This is a genomic window from Nonomuraea sediminis (assembly GCF_018531495.1).
Lineage (GTDB): Bacteria > Actinomycetota > Actinomycetes > Streptosporangiales > Streptosporangiaceae > Nonomuraea > Nonomuraea sediminis.
Genome location: NZ_JAHDTI010000001.1, coordinates 797,489 through 814,948 on the forward strand (window position 1 = coordinate 797,489; position 17,460 = coordinate 814,948).

General features: G+C 72.1%; 15 protein-coding genes. 9 read left to right on the forward strand and 6 right to left on the reverse strand.

The window, feature by feature from the left end:
* Positions 1 to 71 precede the first annotated feature (71 nt).
* The 4 genes from KIK09_RS03760 to KIK09_RS03775 form a co-directional block, all read right to left on the reverse strand.
* Positions 72 to 1,226 carry an acyl-CoA dehydrogenase family protein gene (locus KIK09_RS03760; protein ID WP_214317195.1) on the reverse strand — a complete coding sequence of 385 codons (1,155 nt, stop codon included), beginning with the start codon at positions 1,224 to 1,226 and terminating at the stop codon, positions 72 to 74.
* Between the two features lie 2 nt (positions 1,227 to 1,228).
* On the reverse strand, positions 1,229 to 1,747 hold the full coding sequence (locus KIK09_RS03765) for a MaoC family dehydratase (RefSeq protein ID WP_214317196.1): 519 nt from the start codon (positions 1,745 to 1,747) through the stop codon (positions 1,229 to 1,231).
* Between the two features lie 198 nt (positions 1,748 to 1,945).
* On the reverse strand, positions 1,946 to 2,560 hold the full coding sequence (locus tag KIK09_RS03770) for an ACT domain-containing protein (RefSeq protein WP_214317197.1): 615 nt from the start codon (positions 2,558 to 2,560) through the stop codon (positions 1,946 to 1,948).
* Positions 2,561 to 2,675: 115 nt separating this feature from the next.
* Positions 2,676 to 3,593 (reverse strand): ROK family protein, encoded by a 918-nt coding sequence (locus tag KIK09_RS03775; protein ID WP_214317198.1) that lies wholly within the window; start codon positions 3,591 to 3,593, stop codon positions 2,676 to 2,678.
* A gap of 53 nt (positions 3,594 to 3,646) precedes the next feature.
* Here KIK09_RS03775 and KIK09_RS03780 point away from each other — a divergent pair, with 53 nt between their 5' ends.
* Genes KIK09_RS03780 through KIK09_RS03805 form a run of 6 tightly spaced genes read left to right on the forward strand, consistent with a single transcriptional unit; the run spans position 3,647 to position 10,328 of the window.
* Positions 3,647 to 4,840 (forward strand): ABC transporter substrate-binding protein, encoded by a 1,194-nt coding sequence (locus tag KIK09_RS03780; RefSeq protein WP_214317199.1) that lies wholly within the window; start codon positions 3,647 to 3,649, stop codon positions 4,838 to 4,840.
* Positions 4,833 to 5,726 carry a carbohydrate ABC transporter permease gene (locus KIK09_RS03785; protein ID WP_214317200.1) on the forward strand — a complete coding sequence of 298 codons (894 nt, stop codon included), beginning with the start codon at positions 4,833 to 4,835 and terminating at the stop codon, positions 5,724 to 5,726. The genes KIK09_RS03780 and KIK09_RS03785 overlap by 8 nt, the downstream gene beginning before the upstream one ends.
* Entirely contained in the window at positions 5,723 to 6,523 is an 801-nt protein-coding gene (locus KIK09_RS57355; RefSeq protein WP_214317201.1) for a carbohydrate ABC transporter permease, read from the forward strand. Before KIK09_RS03785 ends, KIK09_RS57355 begins: the two co-directional genes overlap by 4 nt.
* The gene (locus tag KIK09_RS58955) at positions 6,523 to 7,551 is read left to right on the forward strand and encodes an SIS domain-containing protein (RefSeq protein WP_214317202.1); all 1,029 of its coding nucleotides are present in this window, start codon (positions 6,523 to 6,525) and stop codon (positions 7,549 to 7,551) included. Before KIK09_RS57355 ends, KIK09_RS58955 begins: the two co-directional genes overlap by 1 nt.
* A 3-nt stretch (positions 7,552 to 7,554) precedes the next feature.
* The gene (locus KIK09_RS03800) at positions 7,555 to 9,558 is read left to right on the forward strand and encodes a glycoside hydrolase 5 family protein (RefSeq protein ID WP_214317203.1); all 2,004 of its coding nucleotides are present in this window, start codon (positions 7,555 to 7,557) and stop codon (positions 9,556 to 9,558) included.
* Positions 9,555 to 10,328, forward strand: a complete 774-nt coding sequence (locus KIK09_RS03805; RefSeq protein WP_214317204.1) for a GntR family transcriptional regulator — start codon at positions 9,555 to 9,557, stop codon at positions 10,326 to 10,328. Before KIK09_RS03800 ends, KIK09_RS03805 begins: the two co-directional genes overlap by 4 nt.
* Here the strand turns inward: KIK09_RS03805 and KIK09_RS03810 are convergent.
* The gene (locus KIK09_RS03810) at positions 10,321 to 11,832 is read right to left on the reverse strand and encodes a hypothetical protein (RefSeq protein ID WP_214317205.1); all 1,512 of its coding nucleotides are present in this window, start codon (positions 11,830 to 11,832) and stop codon (positions 10,321 to 10,323) included. The genes KIK09_RS03805 and KIK09_RS03810 overlap by 8 nt on opposite strands.
* Positions 11,833 to 11,914: 82 nt before the next feature.
* Between KIK09_RS03810 and KIK09_RS03815 the strand changes: the two genes are divergently transcribed.
* Genes KIK09_RS03815 through KIK09_RS03825 form a run of 3 tightly spaced genes read left to right on the forward strand, consistent with a single transcriptional unit; the run spans position 11,915 to position 17,039 of the window.
* Positions 11,915 to 15,013, forward strand: a complete 3,099-nt coding sequence (locus KIK09_RS03815; protein WP_214317206.1) for an AfsR/SARP family transcriptional regulator — start codon at positions 11,915 to 11,917, stop codon at positions 15,011 to 15,013.
* Positions 15,014 to 15,051: 38 nt separating this feature from the next.
* Positions 15,052 to 16,215 (forward strand): FAD-dependent monooxygenase, encoded by a 1,164-nt coding sequence (locus tag KIK09_RS03820; protein ID WP_214317207.1) that lies wholly within the window; start codon positions 15,052 to 15,054, stop codon positions 16,213 to 16,215.
* Between the two features lie 35 nt (positions 16,216 to 16,250).
* A complete protein-coding gene (locus KIK09_RS03825; protein WP_214317208.1) occupies positions 16,251 to 17,039 on the forward strand; it encodes an SAM-dependent methyltransferase in 789 nt (262 codons plus the stop codon).
* Between the two features lie 3 nt (positions 17,040 to 17,042).
* Here KIK09_RS03825 and KIK09_RS03830 read toward each other — a convergent pair whose 3' ends face one another.
* The gene (locus tag KIK09_RS03830; RefSeq protein ID WP_214317209.1) at positions 17,043 to 17,438 is read right to left on the reverse strand and encodes a VOC family protein; all 396 of its coding nucleotides are present in this window, start codon (positions 17,436 to 17,438) and stop codon (positions 17,043 to 17,045) included.
* Positions 17,439 to 17,460: the final 22 nt, after the last annotated feature.

Below are 17,460 nucleotides of genomic sequence, written 5' to 3' on the forward strand. Positions count from 1 at the left end.
CCGAGCCGAACTCTTCAAGGGGTGGCCGCTTGATGCGAGAAGAATGCTGCTGCGAATCAAAGGCACAAACCTCACCAGCCGATGTGCCCCTTGCCCGACACCAGGGACTTGGCGATGACGAGGCGCTGCACGTCGTTGGTGCCCTCGCCGATGGCCATCAGCGGCGCGTCGCGGTAGAGCCGCTCGACCACGAACTCCTGCGAGTAGCCGTACCCGCCGTGGATCCGCATGGCCTCCAGCGACGCCTTGAGCGCGACCTCGGAGGCGAAGTACTTGGCCATACCGGCCTCCATGTCCACCCGCTTGCCGCCATCGGCCTGCGAGGCGGCCCAGTACGTGAGCAACCGCGCGGCCTGGATCTCGGTCGCCAGGTCGGCGATCTTAAGCTGGATGGCCTGGAAGTCGGCGATCGGCTGCCCGAAGGCGGTCCGCTCACGCGCGTAGGACAGCGCGGCGTCGTAGGCGGCCTGCGCCACCCCGACCGCCCTGGCGGCGATGTTGATCCGCCCGATCTCCAGCCCGCCGAGCACCTGCTGCATGCCGCGCCCCTCGACGCCGCCGAGCAGGTTGGCCGCGGGCACCCGCACGTCCTCGAGCACGACCTCGCACGTCTCGGTGCCCTTGTAGCCGAGCTTGGGCAGGTCGCGGCTGACGCCGAAGCCCTCGTCGATCAGCAGCACCGACATGCCCTTGTGCGCGGGCTCGGTGATCGAGGTCTTGACCAGCACGGGCAGCGGCGAGGCGTGCCTGGCGTTGGTGATCCACGTCTTGGTGCCGTTGACCACGTAGTGGTCGCCGTCCCGTACGGCGCGCGTCTGGATCCCCTGCAGGTCCGTGCCCGCGCCGGGCTCGGTCAACGCCAGCCCGGTACGGCGGGCCCCGGTGGCCAGGTCGGGCAGGTAGCGCCGCTTCTGCTCCTCGGTGCCGTGGCGGGCGATCATCCAGGTGGACAGCGAGTGCGAGCCGATCGTGCCCGCCACGCCCATCCAGCCCCTGGCGATCTCCTCGAAGACCAGCGCGAAGGAGACCATGTCCGCGCCCAGCCCGCCGTACTCCTCCGGCACGGTCAGCCCGAACAGGCCCATCTCCTTCATCTTCTCGACGATCTCCGTGGGATACCGGCCCGAGTGCTCCCACTCGGTCGCCACGGGCACGATCTCCTTGTCCACGAACGCGCGCAGCGTCTCGCGGAAGGCCTTCTGCTCCTCGTTCAGCTCGAAATCCATGGCTATCGCTCCAGGGGTCCGGTCTTGGCGCGCGGGAAGTAGCCCTTGTCGTGCGGGGCGTCGCGCTTGTAGACCATGACGGTCCGCGTCCACGACATGAGCTCGTCGCCCTCCTGGTTCAGCCCGCGGGTGCGGCAGGTGACGATGCCCGCGTACGGCCGCGACTTCGACTCCCGCTTGGCCACCACGATGGACTCCGCGTACAGCGTGTCGCCGACGAAGACCGGATGGGTGAGCCTGATCTCGTCCCAGCCGAGGTTCATGATCGCCGTCTGGCTCACGTCCATGACCGACAGCCCGAGGACGATCGCCACCGACAGGCCGGAGTTCACGATGATCTTCCCGACCGGGGCCTTGGCGGCGAAGTGGGCGTTGAAGTGGTTCTGGTTGGTGTTCATGGTCAGCAACGTGAACCAGGTGTTGTCGGCCTCGCTGATCGTGCGGCCGAGCGGGTGCTGGTAGACGTCGCCGACCACGAAGTCCTCGTAGTAGCGGCCGATCTGGGCTTCGTGCAGCGTCACGGGCGGCTCCTCGCGCATCCAGGTTCCAGAACATTGTTTCAGTCCTGGTCCCGCGCGGCAACGAACCGCGCCCGCGACGCGCGCGCCGTTACGGCGGGCCACCGTCACCGACTCGCCGTCAGCGCCGGTCACAGGCCCTCGGCTGGAGTACGGCGGGCGGCCGGTGGGCGGCCCGCCGTACAAGAGGACCGGCCCGCGTCAGGACGGCGGGGCGAAGGTCGGGGTCAGGGCCGCGACGATGCTGACGATGCGCGAGGCGCGGTCGAGTTCGGCGCGGTGGAAGCCGGGCCCCTCCGAGCGGGCGATCACGAGGTGCAGCCCCTCGCTCTCCACGGGCAGCAGCATCAGGCGCAGGTCGTCCGAGGTGCGGATGGTGGGCCGCATCGGCGGGTCGGGCAGGGTGAAGACGTCGGGCGCCGACAGGCTGGCGTGGCGCACCGCGTCACCGGCGAGGGCGAGCGACCACTCGGCCCCGCAGAGCCCCGGCAGGGCGTCCACCAGCGTGGCGAACCCGCGGCCCGGCTCGGCCACGACGTGCATGAGCAGGTCGTAGTCCGGCGCGGACCCCGGCACCTCCTTGGTCGGCCAGACCCCTTCCACGCGCACGCCCGGCACGGCCGACATCCTGTCGCGCACCTCGGCGGATGTGGCGTTGCCCGGCCACGACACGGTGAAGTCGTCGACGGCCCGGCCGGCTTCGCGTTCGAGCACGGTCACCTGCATGATGTCCGCGCCCAGCGCGCCCAGCGCCCGCGCCACCTGGCCCAGGCCACCCGGCCGGTCCGGCAGCGATACCCTCAGTCGTAGCAGCATGCGTGCCTCCTTCCAGGTGGTCCACAGTGCCCTGGCAACGTTTCGGAAATGTTCCACGGACATTTCCGGCATTTCCCAGGATGAAGATGCCCTTTCGGATTGCCGATAACCCGGCTCACCACTGTGTTCTGCTCAGGGCGACCAGCGGGATCGCGCCGAGCAGGCCGCCGTCGGCACCGAGGGCGGCGGGGACGATGCGGGTGTCGCGGGCGGCCGCGCCGTAGGCGTGGCGCCGCACGGCCCGGCGGGCCGGGTCCAGGAGGCGTTCGCCCTGGCCCTCGGCGACACCGCCGCCCACCACGACCAGCCCCGGATCGTAGGCGTTGACCAGGCCGACCAGGCCGGCGGCGAACGCGGTCCTGGCCCGTTCCATGATCGCGGCGGCGGAGGCGTCGCCCTCGAGTTCCCGCGCCGCGACCGTGGGCGCGGGCACGCCGCCGGCTGCGGCGATCCCCGAGCCGGACGCCAGGGCCTCCAGGCAGCCGTGATTCCCGCAGCCGCACCGCGGCCCGCCAGGGTCGACGGGGAAGTGGCCGAGCTCGCCCGCGTACCCGTGGACGCCGGTGAGCAGCCGCCCGCCGTACACGATCGACGCGCCGATGCCGGTGGAGACGGTCACGTAGGAGAAGTCCTCGGCGCCGCGGGCCGCGCCGAAGGTCCCCTCGCCGAGCGCGGCCACGTTGGTATCGCGTTCGACGACGACCGGCGGCCCGAGCGCGCCGAGCGGTTCCGCGAGCGGCACGGCGGGCAGGTTGGCCGACACCTCGATCGCCCCCGAGGCCCGGTCGAGCGGCCCGGGCGCGGAGACCCCGATGGCCAGCAGCCCGGGCCGCAGCAGGGCCCTGGCCTCGGAGACCACCTCCTCGACCAGCTTGGCCGCGTCCCCGGGCGTGGGGGTCTCGCGGCGGTGATGGACGGTTCCCGCGCCGTCGACGACGGCGGTCCTGACGCGGGTGCCGCCGATGTCGATCGCGAGGACCAGGCCGTCGAGCGGCGGCGCGGGAAGGAACAGGGGCTTGACGTAGCGACGCACGGCGCCAATGCTATGAAGCTCATAAGCTTCTAATCAATACCCCAGGAGATCCCATGCACCGCAGCATCGGTGCGCTGGCCCTGCTGACCTGCCTGGCCGCGTGCGGCACGGCGACGCCGCAGAAGGGCCCCACGACCATCACGGTCTGGGACTACTACGGCAGTTCCACGCCCATCAAGCCGGTCGTCGGGGAGTTCGAGCGCACCCACCCGGGCATCAAGGTCGACTACCAGGCCTACGACTACGAGACGATGCGCCAGAAGTACGCCACCGCGGTCTCCAGCGGCACCGCGCCCGACGTGGCGACGCTGGACATGACGTGGATCCCGGCGTACGCGGCGAAGAAGACACTGGCCGAGCTGCCGGACAAGCCGCTGGACACGCTCTACGGCAAGGGCGCGCTGGAGGCGATGCGCTTCGACGGCCACTTCGTGACCGCGCTGTACGACTTCGACGCCTACGCCCTGTACTACCGCAAGGACCTGATCAAGGATCCGCCGAAGACCTGGAACGATCTCATCAGCACGGCGTCCAGCCTCAGGAAGGGGAAGTTCCAGGTACTCCCGGACACCTTCCACTTCGCCCAGTTCCTCTACCAGGCGGGCGGCGACCTCGTGCAGAACGGCAAGGCGGTCTTCCAGGGCCCGCAGGGCGTCAGGGCGCTGACCCAGCTGCGCGAGCTGCTCAAGCGCGGCGGCGTCTACTGGGGCGACGACCAGGGCGACTCCAGCGGCATCGCGGGCGTGAAGGACGGCAGGATCGCCATGTTCCTCAACGGCCCGTACATGATGGGCGTGCTGAAGGACGGCGCGCCCGACCAGAAGGGCAAGTGGGCCATCGCGCCCGCCCCGATCGACGTCCAGCCCGGCTCCTACCTCGGCGGCACCGGCCTGAGCATCCCCGTCTCCTCCGAGCACAGGGACGCCGCCTGGCAGTTCATCCAGTTCCTGCTCCAGCCGCCGCAGCAGGTCAAGGTCTTCACGCAGGCGGGCGCGGCGCCCGCGACCGAGGCGGCGCTCAAGGACCCGGCCCTGACCATGCCCGACCCGTACTTCGGCGGCCAGCAGACCTTCCCGGTCTTCCAGCAGGCGCTGGGCACCGCCCACCACTACCCCTACGTCAAGCAGTGGACGGACGTCGACAGGGCCGTCCAGGACGCGGTCACCGCCGCGCTGCTCGACAAGAAGTCCCCGCAGCAGGCGCTGTCGGACGCGGCGAAGGAGGTCGACGATCTACTCGTTGACTGAGCCGGCCGTCCGCCCGGCGAGCAAGCACCGCGTGACGCGCAAGAAACGACCCGACCCGACGCCCTACCTGCTCATCGCGCCCGCACTCCTGGCCGCGGCTGCCTTCCTGTACCTGCCGATGATCGTGTCCGCCTACTGGAGCATGACCGACTACAGCGGCGTCACCGCGCCCGTCTTCACCGGGCTGCAGAACTACGCCGAGCTGTTCGGCTCGGCCAGGTTCCGCCAGGCGCTGCTCAACACGGCGGTCTTCACGATCGTCGGCATGGGCGTCGGCCCCGCGCTCGGCCTGGGCGCCGCCCTCCTGCTCAACCAGCGGATCAAGGGGGTCGGCTTCTTCAGGACCGTCTACTTCCTGCCGGTGACCACATCGCTGGTCGTCACCGCCACGGTCTGGAAGATGATCCTCAACGAGGACGGCATCCTCAACACCGCCCTCGGCCTGTTCGGCGTGCCCGGCCACCCCTGGCTGGCGGATCCGTCCACCAGCCTGCTCGGCGTCGCCGCGGCCAGCATCTGGCAGGGCTTCGGCTTCGAGACGGTCGTCTTCCTGGCCGCGCTGCAGTCCATCCCGCGGGACCTGTACGGCGCGGCAGCGGTGGACGGCGCCGGCGCGCTTCGCCGCTTCTGGCACGTCACGCTGCCGGGCCTGCGGCCCACCCTGCTGTTCGTGTACGTGATCGGCGTCATCGGCAGCTTCCAGGCCTTCGACCAGATGTTCGTGATGACCCACGGCGGTCCCGCGGGCTCGACGACCACGCTGGTGTACTACCTGGTCGACCGCTTCAAGGACCTGGAGCTCGGCAAGGCCTCCGCGGTGGCGTACGTGCTGTTCCTCATCCTGGCCGTGCTGTCCTACCTGCAGCTCAGAGGGGAGCGTCGGTGAAGCGCGCGCTCGTGTACGCCACGCTGGCGCTCACCGCGGTGGCGATGGCCTGGCCGTTCCTGTGGATGGTCCGCACCTCGCTGCGCACCCCTGCCGACGTGTGGACGCCCGGCTGGCTGCCGCAGACCTTCGACGCCTACGGGCGGGTGTTCACCGAGCTGCCGTTCGGGCGCTTCCTGCTGAACAGCTCGATCGTGACGGCGGCGGTGGTGCTGCTGAACGTGGTGTTCGACACGGCCGCCGCCTACGCCTTCGCCAAGCTGCGCTTCCGCGGCAGGACCGCGCTGTTCTGGCTGCTGCTGATCACGCTGATGGTGCCCTTCCAGGTGAACCTGGTGCCGCTGTACCGGCTGATGGTGGAGCTGCACGCCACCGACACCTACTTCGGGCTGATCGCGCCGAGCGCCGTGCAGGTGTTCGGGGTGTTCCTGATGCGCCAGTACCTGCAGTCCATCCCGGACGCGGTGCTGGAGTCGGCCCGGCTCGACGGGGCCAGGGAGCTGCAGATCCTTCGCAAGATCGTCTTTCCGGTGGCCAGGCCCGCGATGGCGGCGCTGGCCATCTTCACCTTCCTCGGCGCGTGGAACGACTTCCTGTGGCCGCTGATTGTGACCGATTCGGAGCAGATGCGCACGCTGCCCGTCGGGCTCGCCCTGCTGGCCAGGAAGAACAGCGTGAGCTGGACCGACAGCATGGCCGGGGCCGTGATCACGATCCTGCCCATGGTGGCGTTCTTCGCGGTGCTGCAGCGCCGCTTCGTCGAGGGTCTTACCGCAGGCGCAGTAAAGGACGGCTGATGCACGACATCTTCCTCAACGAGATCCTCGGCCAACCGGCCGCGATCGAGCGCTCGGCGCGGGCGCTGGAGTCCCAGCGCCCGCAGCTGGTACGGCTGGCCGCGCTGGCCTCCGGGGCGCGCCACGTCCTGCTGACGGGCATGGGCGCCTCCCACGACGCGTGCCTGGCGGCGGCCAGCGTGCTCGGCTCGGCCGGGATCCTGGCCACCACGGTCAACACGGCCGAACTGGTCCACTTCCGGCTGCCCGCGCTGTCGGAGGACACGCTGGTGGTGGCGATCAGCCAGTCGGGCCGCAGCGCCGAGCTGGTCCGCCTGACCAGGTCCGGCATCCGCGCCCGCCTGGTCACCATCACCAACGGCGTGGACAACCCGCTGGCGGCCGCAGCCAACGTCGCCCTGGACACGGCGGCGGGTCCCGAGCTCGGCCCGTCCACGATGACGTTCGCGGCCACGTTCCCGACGCTGGGCGCGGTGGTGGGCGCGATCACGGGGGCCGGCTCCCAGGACCCGGCGGCGGCGCGGGTGGCTGCGGACGCGGCGCGGCGGGTCCTGGACAGGCCCGACGAGCTCGCCGCGACCATGGCGGGGTGGGCCGGCGATCGTCAGGGAGCCGTGCTGGTGGGGCGCGGCACCGCCAGGGCGGCCGCCGACCTGGGCGCGCTGGTGCTGAAGGAGGCTGCGGGGTTCGCCGCGGAGTGCCTGGACGCGGCGGAGTTCCGGCACGGGCCGCTGGAGCTGGCAGGCCCCGGGCTCGCGGTGGCCGTGGTGGCCACGGAGCCGGAGACGTTCGCGCTGGACGTGGCGCTGGCGCGGGAGGTGGCCTCGCACGGCGCCGCCGTACTGCTGCTGGCGGGCGAGCCGGTGGAGGCGGGGGTCAGCGTGGTGCCGGTCGGCACGGCGGACAGGCTGCTGATGCCGGGGGTGGCGGCGATCCCGTTCCAGGTGCTGGCCTGGCGGCTGGCGGTCGCGCAGGGCCGCGATCCCGGCCGGTTCACGGTGGGCAACAAGATCACGACGAGGGAGTAGAGGTTGCGTTATCTGCAGATCGACGGGCGTCCGATCATCCCGGTGGGCACCCACGTGGTGCCGCCCGAGGGGCCGGACTGGCCGTGGCGGACCTCGGCGAAGGCGTTCGACGAGGCGTTCGCCCGGATGGCCGCGCTGGGACTGAACATCGCCAGGATCGACCTGATCTGGGCGGCCGTCGAGCCCTCCCCCGGCAGCTACGACGAGGAGCACGCGAAGGTCCTCGACGAGATCCTGGAGTCCGCCGGGCGCCACGGCGTGTACCTGCATCCGACGCTGTTCGTGGGCGGCGAGGTCGGCGACGCGTTCTGGGACGTGCCGTGGCGCGAGGGCCGCAACCCGCACGCCGACGCGGACCTGCGCGCGGCGCAGGAGGCGCACGCCAGGCGCTTCGCCGAGCGGTGGGCGGGCCATCCGGCGATCATCGCGTGGGACCTGACCGACGAGCCGCCGTTCTGGGCCGTGGAGGGCACCACCGACGACGACGCCAGGGCCTGGACGTCGGGCCTGGTCGAGGCGCTGCGCCCGGCGGGACACCCGATCACGGTCGGCACCGCCTCGCAGGAGGTGGACCACGGGCCGTTCCGCGCGGACGTGGTCGCGCCGCTGCTCGACTTCGCCTGCGTCCACCCGTATCCGATCTACTCGCCCGAGCTGTACCCGGACGGGCTGCTCGACCCGCGGATGACCCACGCCGCCGCCTTCGAGGTGGCGCTGGCGGAGGGGGCGGGCAGGCCGGTGATGCTGCACGAGTTCGGCGCCTCCTCCACGCAGTTCGACCCGGCCCGCATCGCCGCCTACGACCGGCTGCTGTGCTGGTCGGCGCTCGGCCGCGGGGCGATCGGGTTCGTGTCGTGGTGCTGGAGCGACTGCGAGCCGGCCGCGTACCGCCGCGTGCCGTACTCGCGGATGCCGCACGAGACCCAGTTCGGCATGGTCACCGCGGGCGGCGAGCTGCGCCCCCGCGGCCAGGTGCTCGCCGACCTGGCCGCCACGCTGCAGGACCTCGACCTGGTACGGCACGCCGCCCACGGCCCGTCACCGCGGGCCGCGATCATGGTCCCGCACGAGTACGTCCACCCCTACGACCCCGCCTCCTACGGCCTGGAGGCCCCGCACGGCCCTTACGTGCCCGCCGAGCTGACCTGGCGCCCGGACCCGAGCGTGAAGCCTCTGGTCCGGGCCTGGCTCAACGCGTTCGTGCTGGCGGCGGGGGCGGGCATGGCCGTCTCGTTCCCCCGGGAGCGCCTGGACGAGGTGTGGCCGTCGGAGCGCCTGGTGATGCTGCCCGCCCCGCTGGCCTCCACCACGACGTCGCTGTGGCACGTGCGCGCCTCCTTCTGGGACGGCGCGCCCGCGTACCTGGCCGGCGGCGGCACGATCTACGCCTCCCTGTCGGCCGACGTCGCCATCCCCGACCTGGACCGGCTCACCGGCTGCGCGATCGCCGACCGCGCCCCCGCCGCCGACACGGTCACCCTCCGCTTCGTCGAGCCGTGGGGTCCGCTGGAGCCGGGCGCCGTCCTCACGCTCCCCGCGGCCGACGACGACCCGACCCTGCGAGGGGTACGGCTGGCCGTCACGGACCCGTCGGCCCGGGTGGTCGCCGTCGACGCGGACGGCGAGCCGGCCCTGGTCGTTTCGCCGGGGCAGGAGGCCGGCCGGGTCGTCCTGTGCGCCTACCCGGTCGAGCTCCTGCTGGCCCGCGTCCCGGACGCCCACCGCCGCCACGCCGGGTGGAAGGCGCTCTACCAGGGCCTGGCCGACCTGGCCGACGCCCGCGAGGAGGCCTGGGCCGAGGGGGTCACCGGTGGCGCGCTGCACGGCCCCGAAGGCGGGGTGCTCGCCCTCACCAACCACTCCCCCGATCCCGTCGAGGCCACCCTCCACCTGCCCGGGGCGGCGAAAGCCGTACATCTCCTCGAACCCCACGGGAGGCGGCCGATCGGCGAGGCGCGCGTCCGAGTGGCGGGGCACGGCGCCGCTCTGGTTGTGTGGGACACGTGAGCGTCTTCAGCGGCGGACCCATCAAGCTCGAACAGGGTCCGATCCCCCTGCACTACCAGGTGTACCAGCACATTCGCGACGCGCTCGACCGCGGGGCGCTCCGCCCGGGCGACCGGCTGCCCGGCGAGCGGGAACTGTGCGACTTCTACAGCTGCAGCCTGATCACCGTGCGGCGGGCGCTGGACGAGCTCACCCGCGACCGCCGCCTGGTGCGTATGCGCGGCCGCGGCACCTACGTCACCGAGGCGCCCGTCGAGCGGAACCTGCAGCTGCTCGGCTCGTTCACCCAGGAGATGCGCGCGGCCGGGATCGAGCCCTCCTCCCGGCTGCTGGCCGCCCGCGAGGAGCCCGCCTCCGGCGTGGTGGCCGCCGCGCTGCGCCTGGAGCCCGGCGCGGCCACCATCTACCTGGAGCGGCTGCGGCTGGCCGACGGCGAACCCCTGGTGGTCGAGGAGGTGCACCTGCCCGCCGCCCGCTTCCCCGGGCTGCTTGAAGAGGACCTGGAGGGCGGCTCGCTGTACGGGCTGCTGGCCGACCGCTACGACACGCGGCTCGACCACGCCGAGGAGACCATCGAGCCGGTGGCGCTCGGCACCCGCGAGGCCGAGCTGCTCGACCAGCGGCGCGGCAGGCCCGCCCTGCTGATCGAGCTGCTCGCCTTCGACCAGCAGGGCAGGCCGGTCGAGCACTGCCGCAGCGTGGTGCGCGGCGACCGGGCCCGCTACCGGGTCGCCGCGCAGGGTTCACGCGCGATCCTGGACCTCAGGTGAGCCGGTCCGTCACGCCGCGGATGGCGGACTGAAGCTGGGAGTCGCCCGGCACCTCCTGGACGAAGTACCACCAGAAGCAGCCGCCGACGCTGCGCGCGTAGCCGAGGGCGGCGGCGTAGTACTGGGCCGCCACCGCGCGCCTGCCGGCCAGTGTGTCGCTCTGGTTGAAGGCCCAGTACGCCTTGGTCGTGTCGGACGACCAGTAGTCGAGCTCCCCGACCGCGATCTTCTGGGCGGGGAACTCGGCCTGCATGGCCCGCATGACCTGGTCGAAGGCCAGCCCCATGGGCGCGTCCTCGACGTAGGTGGACAGGGTGACCACGTCCAGGTCCTGCCGGGTCGAGGCGGACAGGTTGGCCCGCGCCCAGTTGAACGTCGACCACTTCGCCGCGTCCGTGCCCAGCTGCCAGTACAGCGTGAGCACCACCTTGGCCGAGCCCTTGGACCTGATGTAGGCGGCCGCGTCGGCGATCTTGTTCTTGATCCGGTCGTTGGCCGGCACCAGCGTGCCGTTGCAGGTGCCGGAGCTGTCGGTGTAGCCGTCCACCCAGCAGCCGTTGACCTCGTTGGCCACCTCCCACGCCTCGACGCCCGGGTAGGCGTCCACGTAGGCCTTGATCCGCGCCAGGTACTGGGCCCGCGTGTAGCCCGAGGCGAAGGCCGAGTCGATGGGCTGGGCGACGACCTTCAGCCCGGCCGCGTGCGCGGCGTTCACGGCGGCCCGGTAGTGCTCGACGTCGCCGTGGTCCACGCCCGGGTCGAACACGATCCGCACCCAGCCGAACGGGCTGGTCAGCGTGCCGGCCAGCGACGCCCAGCCGGGGTAGGCGGTCACGTTGTCGACGGTCAGCCCCATCCACGGGTCCGTGCCGTGCGCCTTGGCGTAGGCCGGGCCGTACTCGCTCAGCAGCAGGTCGTAGGCCGTGTTCACGGCGCTCAGGGCCCGCTGGCCGTATTTGCCCCTGTCGGCGTCGGTGGTGGCGGCGTCGGCCGAGCCCAGGTTGCTCGCCGCGCTGGCGTAGGCGTTGTCGAAGGCGGCCGAGTGCACGTAGTCGGTCCGTACGGCCAGCGCCGCGTCGAGCCGCCGCTTGGCGTCCTTGGCGGCCTGGTGGTTGAACACGATCGTGCTGCCCGAGGTGAAGCCGCCGCCGCCGTTGTCGACGATGACGGTGGAGTAGCCGCGCGTGGTCGGCCAGTTCACCGCGAAGGCCACCGCCTGCCCCGGGATGTCGAAGCGCCAGCGGGCCGGCGATCCGCTCTTGTACAGCGGGTACTCCGTGACGTCCTGCAGAGTGGCGGGGTCGAGCAGCGCGTCGCTGTCGCTGCCGCCGCTGCCGTGCATCGCGGTCTTCACCTGGGTGGCGGTCAGCTCGGTGCCGTTGCCGGCGGTGTCGTAGAACTTCAGCACCACCGTGCCGCTCGCGGCGTTGGCCGCCAGCGTGTTGGCCTGGGCGGCCACGAGGGCCGCGACCAGGAGGATGAGAGCGAGTAAGGCGCGTCTCATGCGATCATCTCCCTTCGATCGCATCGAAGATTATAAGTTTATGAGAAGGATGCCTAGCCCCCCATGCGGCAGAATCGGCGTCGTGCGATTCTGCGTCCTGGGTCCCCTGGAGGTGCGCTCGTCCGACGGAGAGCTCCTCCCCCTCGGCGGGCCCCGGCCGCGCGCCGTCCTGGCCATGCTGCTGCTCGAGGCCGGGCGGATGGTGCCGGTCGAGCGGCTCATCGACGGCCAGTACGGCCAGGAGCCCCCGGCGGGGGCCGCCAACGCGGTGCAGGCGCAGATCTCCAGGATCCGCCGCAACCTGCCCGCCGACCTGGTCGAGTTCCACGGCACCGGCTACCGGCTGGCGGTCGAGCCGGAGGACGTTGACGTGCACCGCTTCGAGCGGCTTGCCCGCGAGGGGCGGCGGCTGCTGGCCGCCGGGCAGCCCGCCGCGGCGGCGGCCGAGCTGCGCGAGGGGCTGGAGCTGTGGCGCGGCCCCGCGCTGGCCGACGTGGCCGACGTGCCGTTCGCCGCCACCCAGATCACCAGGCTGGAGGAGCTGCGGCTCGACGCCACCGAGGACCTCCTCGAGGCCGAGCTGGCCCTGCCTGACGCCAGTCCCGTCGCCGGGCTCCAGCGCCTGGTCGCCGAACACCCGCTGCGGGAGCGCCCGCGCGGGCTGCTCATGCGCGCCCTGCACGCGGCGGGCCGCTCCTCCGAGGCGCTGGCCGGCTACGAAGAGGCGCGCAAGCTGCTGGCCGAGGAGCTGGGCGCCGACCCGTCACCCGAGCTGCGCGCCGTCCACCTGGCGATCCTCCGCGGCGACCAGCAGCGCGAGCGCGCCGCCCGCCCCGGGCTGCCCACCCAGCTGACCAGCTTCGTCGGCAGGGAGCGCGAGCTGGCCCGCCTCGCCGAGCTCGGCCAGGCACGGCTGATCACCATCACCGGGCCAGGCGGCACCGGCAAGACCCGGCTGGCGCTCGAGTACGCCGCCGCGCGCCACGGCGAGGCCTGCCTCGTCGACCTGTCCCTCGTGGACGACCCCGGGCAGGTGGCGCCGGCCGTGCTCGGCGCGCTCGGGCTGCGCGAGAGCGGGCTCGGCCCGCCCGCGCCCAGCGGCGCGAGCGCCACCGAGCGCCTGCTGGCGGCGCTGGCCGGGCAGGAGCTGCTGCTCGTGCTCGACAACTGCGAGCACGTCATCGACACCGCCGCCACGCTGGCCCGGCGCCTGCTGGCCGCCTGCCCGGGCCTGACCGTGCTGGCCACCAGCAGGGAACCCCTCGGCCTCACCGGCGAGCACCTGCTCCCCCTGCAGCCGCTGCCCCTGCCTGCCGAACCTCCCGGCGAGGCCGGGGCCGCGCTGGCCTTCCCCGCGGTGCGGCTGTTCGCCGATCGGGCCTCGGCCGTGCGGCCGGGGTTCCAGGTCGAGCCGGGCAACCTGGCCGCGGTGCTGCGGATCTGCACGGCGCTCGAGGGGCTGCCGCTGGCGATCGAGCTGGCCGCCGCGCGGGTGCGCACGTTCGCGGTGGAGGAGATCGCCGCCCGGCTGGCCGAGCACGGCCGCTTCCGACTGCTGTCGCGCGGCGACCGCACGGCCGCCGCGCGCCACCGGACGCTGCACGCCGTGGTCGAGTGGAGCTGGGACCTGCTCGACACCGACGAACAGACACTGGCCAGGCGCTTCTCGGCGTTCTCCGGCGGCGCGCGGCTGGCGGCCATCGAGCGGGTGTGCGGGCGGGACGGGGCCGATCTGATCGCCGACCTCGTCGACAAGTCGCTGGTCGAGACCGACGGCGAGCGCTACCAGATGCTCGACACGATCCGGCTGTTCTGCGCCGACCGGCTCGCCGAGTCCGCCGAGCACGACCGGGTACTCGCCGCGCACGCCGCCTACGTCCTCGACCTGGCCGAGGGGACCGAGCCGCACCTGTTCACCGCCGACCAGCTGGACTGGCTGGCGCTGCTCGACGCCGACGAGGCCAATGTCAGGGCCGCGCTGCGCTGGACCGTGCGGCACGACCACGAGACGGCGCTGCGGCTGATCACCACGCTGGCGATGTACTGGTGGCTGAGCGGGCGCCGCGGCCAGGCGGTACGGCCTGCCGTACGGCTGCTCGAGGAGCTGGGCGAGACGGTGCCGGCGGGCATGGAGGAGGAATACCTGGTCACCGTGCTGCACGCGGGACCCGAGGCCGGGGCGCGGTGCTGGGAGCGGGCGAGGGCCATCGTGCGCGAGCGTGACGCGCCGCCGCGCCACCCGTTCTCCGCGGCGCTGTGGGGAATGGTGGCCGGGCCGCCCGAGGAGGGCACCGAGATAGCGGCGCTCGGCTCCGACCCGTGGAGCAGGGCGCTGGAGCGGCTGAGCGTCGGGCTGCTGCGGACGCTGAGCGGGGAGATCGCCGACGCCGAGCCCGAGCTTGCGGCGGCGCTGGCGCAGTTCAGGGACGTGGGCGAGCGATGGGGCACCGCGCAGGCGCTGGACGCGCTCGCATCACTGGCCGGCTGGCGCGGCGAGTGGGAGCGGTCGCGCGCCCTCTGGGACGAGGCGCTTGACCTGCTGGGACAGCTCGGCGCCGACGAGGAGATCGTGGACGTGCTGTGCCGCCAGGCCGACGGGCTGTGGCGGTCGGGCTCGGCGCAGGCCGCGTGGGCGGCCGCGCATCGCGCGCTCGAGCTGGCCCGGCGCACGGGCAGCGCGTTCAGCGTCGCCGTGGCGCAGCTCGCCCTCGCGGAGCTGGCCCGCTGGCAGGCGGACCATGCCCAGGCCGCCGAGCGCTACGACGCCGGGCTGGCCGCGCAGGCGGGCGGCTTCACCACCGGCGGGCTCAGGGCGCGTTGCTTCCTCGGCCACGCCCGGGTGGCGCAGACCCGGGGGGACCTGCGAGAGGCGGAGCTTCGCCTCCGCCAGGCCCTGGAAGAGGCGAGCGGGTCACCGATCACCTCGGACCAGGCCGCGGTCGCCGAGGGGATGGCCGGGCTCGCCCTGCTGGAAGGGGCCGCGGAGCGCGCCGCCCTGCTGCTCGGCATCGGCGTGGCCCTGCGGGGCACCACCGTGGCGGGCGACCCCGACGTGGCCGCGGTGGCCGGGCAGGCCACCGCCGCGATCGGCGCCGAGGCCTTCGCCGCCGCCTACGCTACGGGCTCGGCGATGACCCGCGATGAGGCCCTGACAGTGCTCGGGGCGACTGTCAGCCGGTAGTCCATGGGCTGTCAGCGGGGGCGGCGAACCTTCATGGCATGAAGAACACCAACGTCCTCATCTCCGGCGCCAGCATCGGCGGCCCCGCCCTGGCCTACTGGCTCACCCGCTTCGGCTTCAACGTCACCGTGGTCGAGAAGGCCCCGTCCCTGCGGCCCGGCGGACAGAACGTCGACTTCAAGGGCGGCCCGCACTTCGAGGTCCTGACCAGGATGGGCGTCCTGGACGAGGTCAGGCGGCTGCAGACCGGCGGGATCGACGTGGAGATCATCGACGCCGACGGCCGCAGGCTGACCCTGATGCCGGGCGAGTTCACCGGCGGCGAGCTGGAGATCCAGCGCGGCGACCTGGCCCGCGTCCTGTACGACAGGACCAGGCAGACCTGCGAGTACGTCTTCGGCGACTCGATCACCTCGCTCACCCAGACGCCCGGCGGCGTGCACGTCACCTTCGAACGCGGCGGGCCGCGCACCTTCGACCTGGTCGTCGGCGCCGACGGCATCCACTCCAACGTGCGCCGGCTGGCCTTCGGCCCCGAGTCCGACCACGTCCGCTTCCTCGGCCACTACTACGCGCTGGTGGACATCTCCGCCGGCGACTTCGGCCCTGTCGGCAAGATGTACAACGAGCCCGGCAGGATGGCCTCCCTCGGCGGCCCGAAGGCGCCCGGGTTCTTCGTCTTCCGCTCCGAGCCGCTCGAGTACGACCGCCACGACATGGAGGAGCAGCGCCTGGTGCTGCTGCGCGCCTACGAGGGCCTGAAGTGGCGGGGCCCGGCGATCCTCGAGGCGATCAAGGAGTCCAAGGACGTCTACCTCGACACCGTCAGCCAGGTCAGGGTGGACACCTACGGCAAGGGCCGGGTCGCGCTGCTCGGCGACGCCGCCTACGGCAACACCCTGGCCGGCTTCGGCACCGGGCTGGCCCTGGTCGGGGCGTACGTGCTGGCGGGCGAGCTGGCCCTGGCGGGCGGCGACCACCGAGTGGGCTTCCAGCGCTACCACGACGAGTTCAGCACCTACGCCAAAATCTCCAAGAACGGCAACGCGGGCCCGTTCCTCGCGCCCGCCACGCCGGCCAGGATCCGGATGCGCAACCTGATGTTCAAGAGCAGCTTCGTCTTCGGGGCGATGATGAAGCTCACCGACAAGTTCGCCACCAACATCACACTGAAGGACTACGAATCGCTCCTTTCACGCTAAAGTCGATCATCGCGATGATCGTGAAGGAGCCCCCCATGGCCGACCCGACCGGGATCGACACCACCCGACCCAGCATCGCCAGGGCCTACGACGTGGTCCTGCACGGCAAGGACAACTTCGAGGTCGACCGGGCCTTCGTCGCCGAGATCGTGAAGGTCGTCCCGGAGATCTACGACGTTGCCGCCTACAACAGGCAGATGCTCGGCAGGGGCGTGCGCTACCTGGTCGGCCAGGGCCTGACCCAGTTCCTCGACCTGGGATCCGGCCTGCCCACCGTGGAGAACACCCACCAGGTGGCCCAGCGCGCCGACCCAGGGGCCAGGACCGTGTACGTCGACAACGACCCGATGGTCCTGGCGCACGGCCGGGCCCTGCTGGCCGACAACGACAGGACCGCGGTCCTGGCCTCAGACCTGCGCGACCCGGCCGCCATCCTGGCCGACCCCAAGCTCCAGCGCCTGATCGACCTGGACAGGCCGGTGGCCGTCATGCTGGTCGGCATCCTGCACCACCTGCACGACGACGAGGACCCGCGCGGCATCGTCGAGGCCTACATGGCGGCCGTGCCCTCGGGCAGCCACCTGTTCATCACCCACTTCTGCGACTCGAGCCAGGACGCCCGCGACGCCGAGCGCAAGTTCCTCGCCCTGCTCGGCACCGGCCGCTTCCGCACCCCCGAGGAGATCACCGCCTTCTTCGACGGGTTCGACCTGGTGGAGCCGGGTGTGGTGGCGCTCCCGCGGTGGCGGCCTGAAGAGCCGGTGCCGAGCGAGCTCACGGTCGGTCAGCGCCTGATGTACGGCGGCATCGCCCGCAAGCCCTAACCGTCAGCCCTGCTCCTGCAGGATCCAGCCGTTGCCGTCCAGATCGTTGAAGAAGACGAAGGAGTTCCACCGCTCGCCCCTGCCCTCGGACAGGGTGCCGTCCTTCTCGTAGTGCTTGACCGGGCTGACCTCCACGCCCCGCTCCGCCAGCTCGGCCCTGGCGGCCTCGATGTCGTCCACAACGATCTGCACCCCCTGCACCGATCCGGGCGCCGCGCCGGTGGGGACGCCGATGACGATGGAGCACCCCGACCCGGGCGGGGTCAGCTGCACGAACCGGTTGTCCTGGTTGACCTGGGTGTCGTGGTCGACGTTCCAACCGAGCTTGTCGCTGTAGAACGCCTTGGCCTTGTCGATGTCGGTGACAGGGATCGGGATGACCTCGATCTTCCACTTCATGCCTGTGTCCTTTCTCTCTGAC